Annotated in this window: 6 protein-coding genes and 2 pseudogenes; all 8 read right to left on the bottom strand. The window is 67.8% G+C overall.

Annotation, left to right across the window (positions count from 1 at the left end; genetic code table 11):
- Positions 1 to 445: pseudogene (locus ACG2DA_RS21645) on the bottom strand (hypothetical protein); the annotation flags it as partial.
- A gap of 20 nt (positions 446 to 465) precedes the next feature.
- Entirely contained in the window at positions 466 to 1,212 is a 747-nt protein-coding gene (locus ACG2DA_RS21640) for a hypothetical protein (protein WP_395258610.1), read from the bottom strand.
- Entirely contained in the window at positions 1,209 to 1,544 is a 336-nt protein-coding gene (locus ACG2DA_RS21635; RefSeq protein WP_395258609.1) for a hypothetical protein, read from the bottom strand. Before ACG2DA_RS21635 ends, ACG2DA_RS21640 begins: the two co-directional genes overlap by 4 nt.
- Positions 1,541 to 2,578 (bottom strand): recombinase RecT, encoded by a 1,038-nt coding sequence (locus ACG2DA_RS21630; RefSeq protein WP_395258608.1) that lies wholly within the window; start codon positions 2,576 to 2,578, stop codon positions 1,541 to 1,543. Before ACG2DA_RS21630 ends, ACG2DA_RS21635 begins: the two co-directional genes overlap by 4 nt.
- 1 nt (position 2,579) lies before the next feature.
- Positions 2,580 to 3,539 carry a PD-(D/E)XK nuclease-like domain-containing protein gene (locus ACG2DA_RS21625; RefSeq protein WP_395258607.1) on the bottom strand — a complete coding sequence of 320 codons (960 nt, stop codon included), beginning with the start codon at positions 3,537 to 3,539 and terminating at the stop codon, positions 2,580 to 2,582.
- Positions 3,536 to 3,907, bottom strand: a complete 372-nt coding sequence (locus ACG2DA_RS21620; protein WP_395258605.1) for a hypothetical protein — start codon at positions 3,905 to 3,907, stop codon at positions 3,536 to 3,538. Before ACG2DA_RS21620 ends, ACG2DA_RS21625 begins: the two co-directional genes overlap by 4 nt.
- 77 nt (positions 3,908 to 3,984) lie before the next feature.
- Positions 3,985 to 4,197 (bottom strand): annotated as a pseudogene (locus tag ACG2DA_RS21615) (repressor LexA); the annotation flags it as partial.
- Positions 4,197 to 4,973, bottom strand: coding sequence for a ribosomal protein S18-alanine N-acetyltransferase (rimI, locus tag ACG2DA_RS21610; protein ID WP_395258603.1), 777 nt, complete (start codon positions 4,971 to 4,973; stop codon positions 4,197 to 4,199). The pseudogene ACG2DA_RS21615 and the gene rimI, both read right to left, overlap by 1 nt.
- Positions 4,974 to 5,105 lie beyond the last annotated feature (132 nt).

The raw sequence follows: 5,105 nt of genomic DNA, 5'->3' as shown, positions 1-5,105 counted from the left end.
GTTCTGGTTCTGGTTCTGGTTCTGGTTCTGGTTCTAGGTCCACTTTCCGTCCGCGATCTGTCACGGGGGGGGCGTGACGTTTGGCGGACGAACCGCGGACGGATTGCCGACTGTCGTCCAACTTGGCCCGACGGTTCGCCTGTCTCTTGGCGTCGTCGGCCCTACGTTTTGCGGACTTCCCGTTGTGATCCTCAAAGCGAACGATGCGAATCTCGCCATCGGCGAGGTCCAGCCAGCCGACGGACGCGACGGCCTCGGTGAAGCCGCGGACGCCGATCTTGCGGTCGAGTGCCGCGGCGGAACTCACCTGGAGCACACCGTCGGTGGTGTGGGCGTCGGCGAGGGACCACAGGCGAAACAGGCCGCCGCAGACGGCATGCTCCGGTTCGTCCAACGCGACGCAGAGGTCCGCCACGCGGGGGTCGTCCCACAGGTCGGTCCGCATCTTGATCCACTCGCCCGCCATCAGCCCGCCCCTCCCATCTGCTCCCGCAGGACGCGGATGGACGTTTCCACCAGCGGCAGCGGCACGCCGGCCTCGCCGCCGCAGCGCTTGATTTCGTCCACCATCGCCTCGCCGTCGGACAGCCACTTCGACACGACGGCGCTGTAGTCCCGGTCCGGTTCGTCGTCGTCCTCCGGCTCCCCGTCGAACAGGTCGTCCGCGTCGTCCGAGAACTGCCCGTCGTCGTCGCCGGGCTGCGGCGGACTCCACGGTTCCGCGTCCTGAGCGGCCCGCTGCGGGGCGGCGGCGGGTTTCGCCGGGGGTTGGGCCGGCTTGGTCGCCGTGGCCTTGAAGGGGGCGTAGCGGGCGCCGACCTCGCGGATCTTCTCCGCGGTCGGGCGGCCGTCGGACTCCTCCGCGGCTTCGGAGAGGGCGTTCACCCGCACGTCCTCGGGCAGCCGCCCCAGTTCCCGCAGGTGCCGCTCCCCGAGCGGGATGGCACCCACGGGTGTCGTTTCGAGCCCCTTCGCCACCTCGCCGGCGGCGATGACGCGGTTGACGTGCGTCTTCGAGAAGCCCCACTTCCGTTCGCAGTAGTCCTCGAATCGGTCGAAGGACCGCCGGTAGAGGCGGCCGTCCCGAATCTCCTTCCACGCCGCAGCGGCGTCGCACAGGGCGGCGAAACTGCGGCCGATGGCGGCCTCGCACGCCTCCAGTCGCTCCGCTTCCGTCTTTGTCAGCAGTTCTCGAATCGGATTGTCGCTCATCGTTCGGCCTTTCGTTTGCGGTGAGCCCGCACGGCGGCGGGGTCGTAGGGTTCGGGCAGGCCGAGGGCGGACCGGATGCAGGTCGCGGCTTCGTCGCACTGCGGCATGCCGACCATCCGCAGAAGCTCCAGCACGCGGACCCAGCCGGCCCGGGAGCCCTCGACGGGCAGCGTCGGGCCGCCGTCGTATGCCTCCGCGGCGGCTTGGAACCGGGCCGCGACGCGGGATAAAAGCTGCCCGTCTTCGGGGACGACCTCGGCGCCGGTGTGGGCGACGCCGGCGACCGTCAGGGCCACGCCGGTCGGGAACTCGATGGTCAGGGGAGCGCTCACCACTGGATCTCCGGCTGGGAGCCGTAGTCCGTCTCGTCCGCCGGCCCTTCCGGCAGCGGGTGCGACTCCTCGTTCGGCAGGTCGTCGTCGGCCTCCGGCGGTTCGCCGGCGGTTCGCGGCAGTTCGGCATCCTCCGTCGGCGGTTCGACCTCCGCGTCCACCGCGATGTCGTCCTCCGGCTTCGTGTCCGTCAGACGGCGAACGGCTCTCGCCTCCAACACGCCGGGCATCTCGAATCCGTCCGGCAGGCTTTGCGGTTCGCCCCGCTCCGCCTCTTCCTCAATACGGACCGCACGCATGAACCGATCGTCGGCCCGGGTGTCCCACAGCTTCCCGCCGCGAACGATCGGCGTCTTGCGGTACATCGCAATCCGGTTCTTTTTATAGACCGGCCCGTTGAGCTTCTTGAGTTCCTCGCCGGGCACGAAGAACAGGCCGCGCTCCCCGTCCTTCTGGACGTAGGTCATGTAGGCCCCGACGACATCGCCCTCGGACGGCAGCTTGAAAACCCGCCCGGACAGGTCGTGGTGAATGTGCGGCCCGTCGTCGTCCACCCAATAGCGGAACTCTTCGCCCTTATAGACGACCTCGGGATGCACGACCCGGAGAAAGTCGCTCGCCATCGCCAGACGGAGCAGGCCCCGGTAGCCCATCCACAACTGAAGCTCCCCGCCCTTCGGGACAAGGTGGCAGAGCCCTTCGGACGTGTCCGGCAGCAACCCAAGCACGCAGGCGTTCGCCAAGGCCGTCCGGACGCTCGAATCGGTCGGCACCTTGGGGATGTTCCCGTTCCGGTCAGGCTTATAGAGCGACTGTTCGACCTTCCTCAACGAGGCGTCGGCCGCGAAGAAAAACGCCTTCGCCTTAGCGGGAGTGGGGTCGGGGAGAAGCTGGACGACATGCCCGTAGGCCAGCCGGCCCGCGGCGACGACCCGCTTCGGGTCGTCCTCGCTCAATGCGGAGATCGGCTGCGGCTTGCCAGGGAGGTCCAATCCCTCGATCGGGGTGCCGGCGTATTTGGTTATCTCGCCCATGTCAGGCTCCGTAAAGGGTTTTGAGTCGTGAAATCGCGTAGGCCGGGCGGGCGATCACCTCAGGACCGCCCGTCGAACCCGCCGGGAACGCCCCCGGCCATTTGCCCGTCGCCGTTGCCGCCCCGTAGGCGGACAGCAGTTCCGTATAAATCCCGCGGCCTTGCAGGATGTCGGTGGGATGCGGCGCGAACGGAGCCGCGTCGAACCCCTCGCCCTTTCCGCAGGCGACCCACAGGAACTCCGGCCGACGGCCCAGTACGGCCGCGACGATGTCGATGTAGAACGCCGCTTTGACGTGGTAGTTGTGCGAGTCGATCGCCTTCGACCAGCCGTCCCGGTGCAGTTTCTTCGGATCGATGGTTTTGATATCCACGATCCACGCCCCGTCCCGGGAGCGGACGAACTTGTCCAGCCGGGCTTTGCAGCGCTGGCCGTGCATGTCGGCCACGACGCAAACCTCGGAGCCGCCGCGGTTGTGAATCGCCCGGACCTCCGGGTGTTCGTTCGCCGCCTCCCGCATCCGCCGGATCATTTCCCGCTCAGCGGGGGTGACGTAGTCCTCCAGTTCCTCGGCCTTAGGGGGCTTGTGCCCCTTTAATCCGCAACGGGGCGAACCGTCCGCGGTCATATACTTCGCCGCGTTGCCGCAAGGCTCCTGTTTCTTGGAACCGTCCGGCTGCTCCCGATTAACCTTCTTCTCGCACAGGTCCAGCACCACGAACTCGTCGGTGAACAGGTGCGGCTCCAACAGTTGACAGTGGAACGCCCGGCCGAACCGCAGTTCGTCCGACGATTTGTGCCCGATCTCACCGTCAAGAAACGCCTTGAGGCGCCTCATGTTGACGGTCATGCCGTCGCCCATCAGGCCCCACAAAAGGGAACTGATATTGAGGGCGTCCCATTCCGCGTAGTCGCTGTACGGCACCGCCTTGTAGACGCCGGGCTCGGGGCAGTCCTTCATCCGATCTCCTTCACGGCATAGGCCCAGTACCTCGCCCGCGGGTTGTCGAGACCGGTGTCCCGCAGCCGGCGGCCGTACGCCTCGAACCACACGTCCGGCTGGCCCGGCCACGGCTTGATGGCGAACCGAACCGAGGACGGCGGGCGTTCGTCAGCGTTCAGAATCAGCGTCAGTTCCGACGGCCAGTCGGTTTCGCCGTACGCGGCGCCGGCGAAGGCGTCGGCGGCGTGGTCCTGCCAATACTCCGCGTCTTTCCGCGTGGCCCGTTCCACGGCGGAGACGGGGCCGTACAGGCCGCGGCGGCGGCAGGGCAGCGGGCGGTAGGCCAGCGGCTCCGGCGGGCTCAGGTGGCGTGCGTGGGGCGTCACAGCAGCGCCCCCCACGACGGGCCGACCACTTCGGCGGCGTCCGCGAACGTCATGAACGACGAGAACCGGCGGTCCCGCAGCGTGATGCCGCGGGCCAGCCTCTCCTCGCGGTGGATGAGCCCCTTCTTCTCCAGCGACTTGAGGTGGCACATGACCCCGTTCGGGGAGCCGATGCCGAACTCGTCGCCGATCTCCCGCACCGTCGGCCCGTAGCCGCGGTCCACAATCTTGGCCCGCAGGAAGTCGTAGATGTCCTGCTGGCGGGGCGTGAGTTGGTCGCCGCGGGGCATCACCGCTCTCCCCTCAAGCGGGCGATCTCCGTCCGCAGTTCGGCGTTGATGCGAGTCAGTTCGTCGTTCGCCTCCCGCAGCCGGCGAAGCATCTCCGCCGTCGCGTCGGCGCTCGTCGTGTCGTCCAGATCGTCCAGATCGAAACGATCCTCGTCCCGGTCAATCTCGGCCAGCACGTCGGCGGTCTGGTCGTCGCCGCGGCTCCGCAACGGCAGCCAGTAGGCCATCGCGTAGGCGTCCTCCGGCGTGTCGTCGTAGCGGTCGCGGACCGTGCGGTAGTGCTGAAAACCCATCGACCGGAAGAACAGTTGGGCCGGCAGGTTCGTTTCCCGCACCTCCAGCACGATCTGCGTGCGGCGCTGCTGGGACAGCTTGTCCACCATCCGGGCGACCATCTGTCGGCCGATGCCTTCGCGGCGGTGGAACGGCGAGACCGCGAAGTTCAGAACCCGAAGGCGGGCCTTTTGCAGTTGATAGATCATGTAGCCGACGACCTCGCCGCCGGCCTCCGCCACCATCCCGATGCAGTCCCGCTCTCGCAGGCAGCCGATGAAGTCCTCCTCAGACCATGCGAACGGGAAGCTGGCCCACTCGATGTTCAGGATGGCCGGCATGTCGCGGCGAATCAGCCAGCGGATCTCGACCGCGGTTTTGATTTGGGAGGCGTTCACAGCGAGCCCCCCCAGCGTCAGGCCGACGGCGCCGGCGGCGAGGCAGACGACGGCGATGCCGCAGGCCGCCACGAACGCCAGCACGAAAGTTCTTTCCGCGTCCATTGATTCCGTCCGTTGAAGTGAGGGGAAGAAAAGCCGCCGGCCGTGGTTCGGCCCCGCGGGCGGCAGGCGCGGGATACGTGTCGGGACCTCGCGGTCCGTGCGGTGCGGGCGCTGTCGCACGCCCCAAGTCGT

This window comes from Alienimonas sp. DA493 (genome assembly GCF_043951915.1).
In the GTDB taxonomy this organism is placed as follows: Bacteria; Planctomycetota; Planctomycetia; order Planctomycetales; family Planctomycetaceae; genus Alienimonas.
Note: the sequence above shows the minus strand (reverse complement) of the source record. Positions and strands in the feature narration are given on the sequence as shown.

Excerpts from the sequence above, each read along its gene's own strand:
- ACG2DA_RS21640 (WP_395258610.1), bottom strand. The coding sequence starts at position 1,212 with ATGAGCGACAATCCGATTCGAGAACTGCTGACAAAGACGGAAGCGGAG.
- ACG2DA_RS21630 (WP_395258608.1), bottom strand. The coding sequence starts at position 2,578 with ATGGGCGAGATAACCAAATACGCCGGCACCCCGATCGAGGGATTGGAC.
- ACG2DA_RS21625 (WP_395258607.1), bottom strand. The coding sequence starts at position 3,539 with ATGAAGGACTGCCCCGAGCCCGGCGTCTACAAGGCGGTGCCGTACAGC.
- rimI (WP_395258603.1), bottom strand. The coding sequence starts at position 4,973 with ATGGACGCGGAAAGAACTTTCGTGCTGGCGTTCGTGGCGGCCTGCGGC.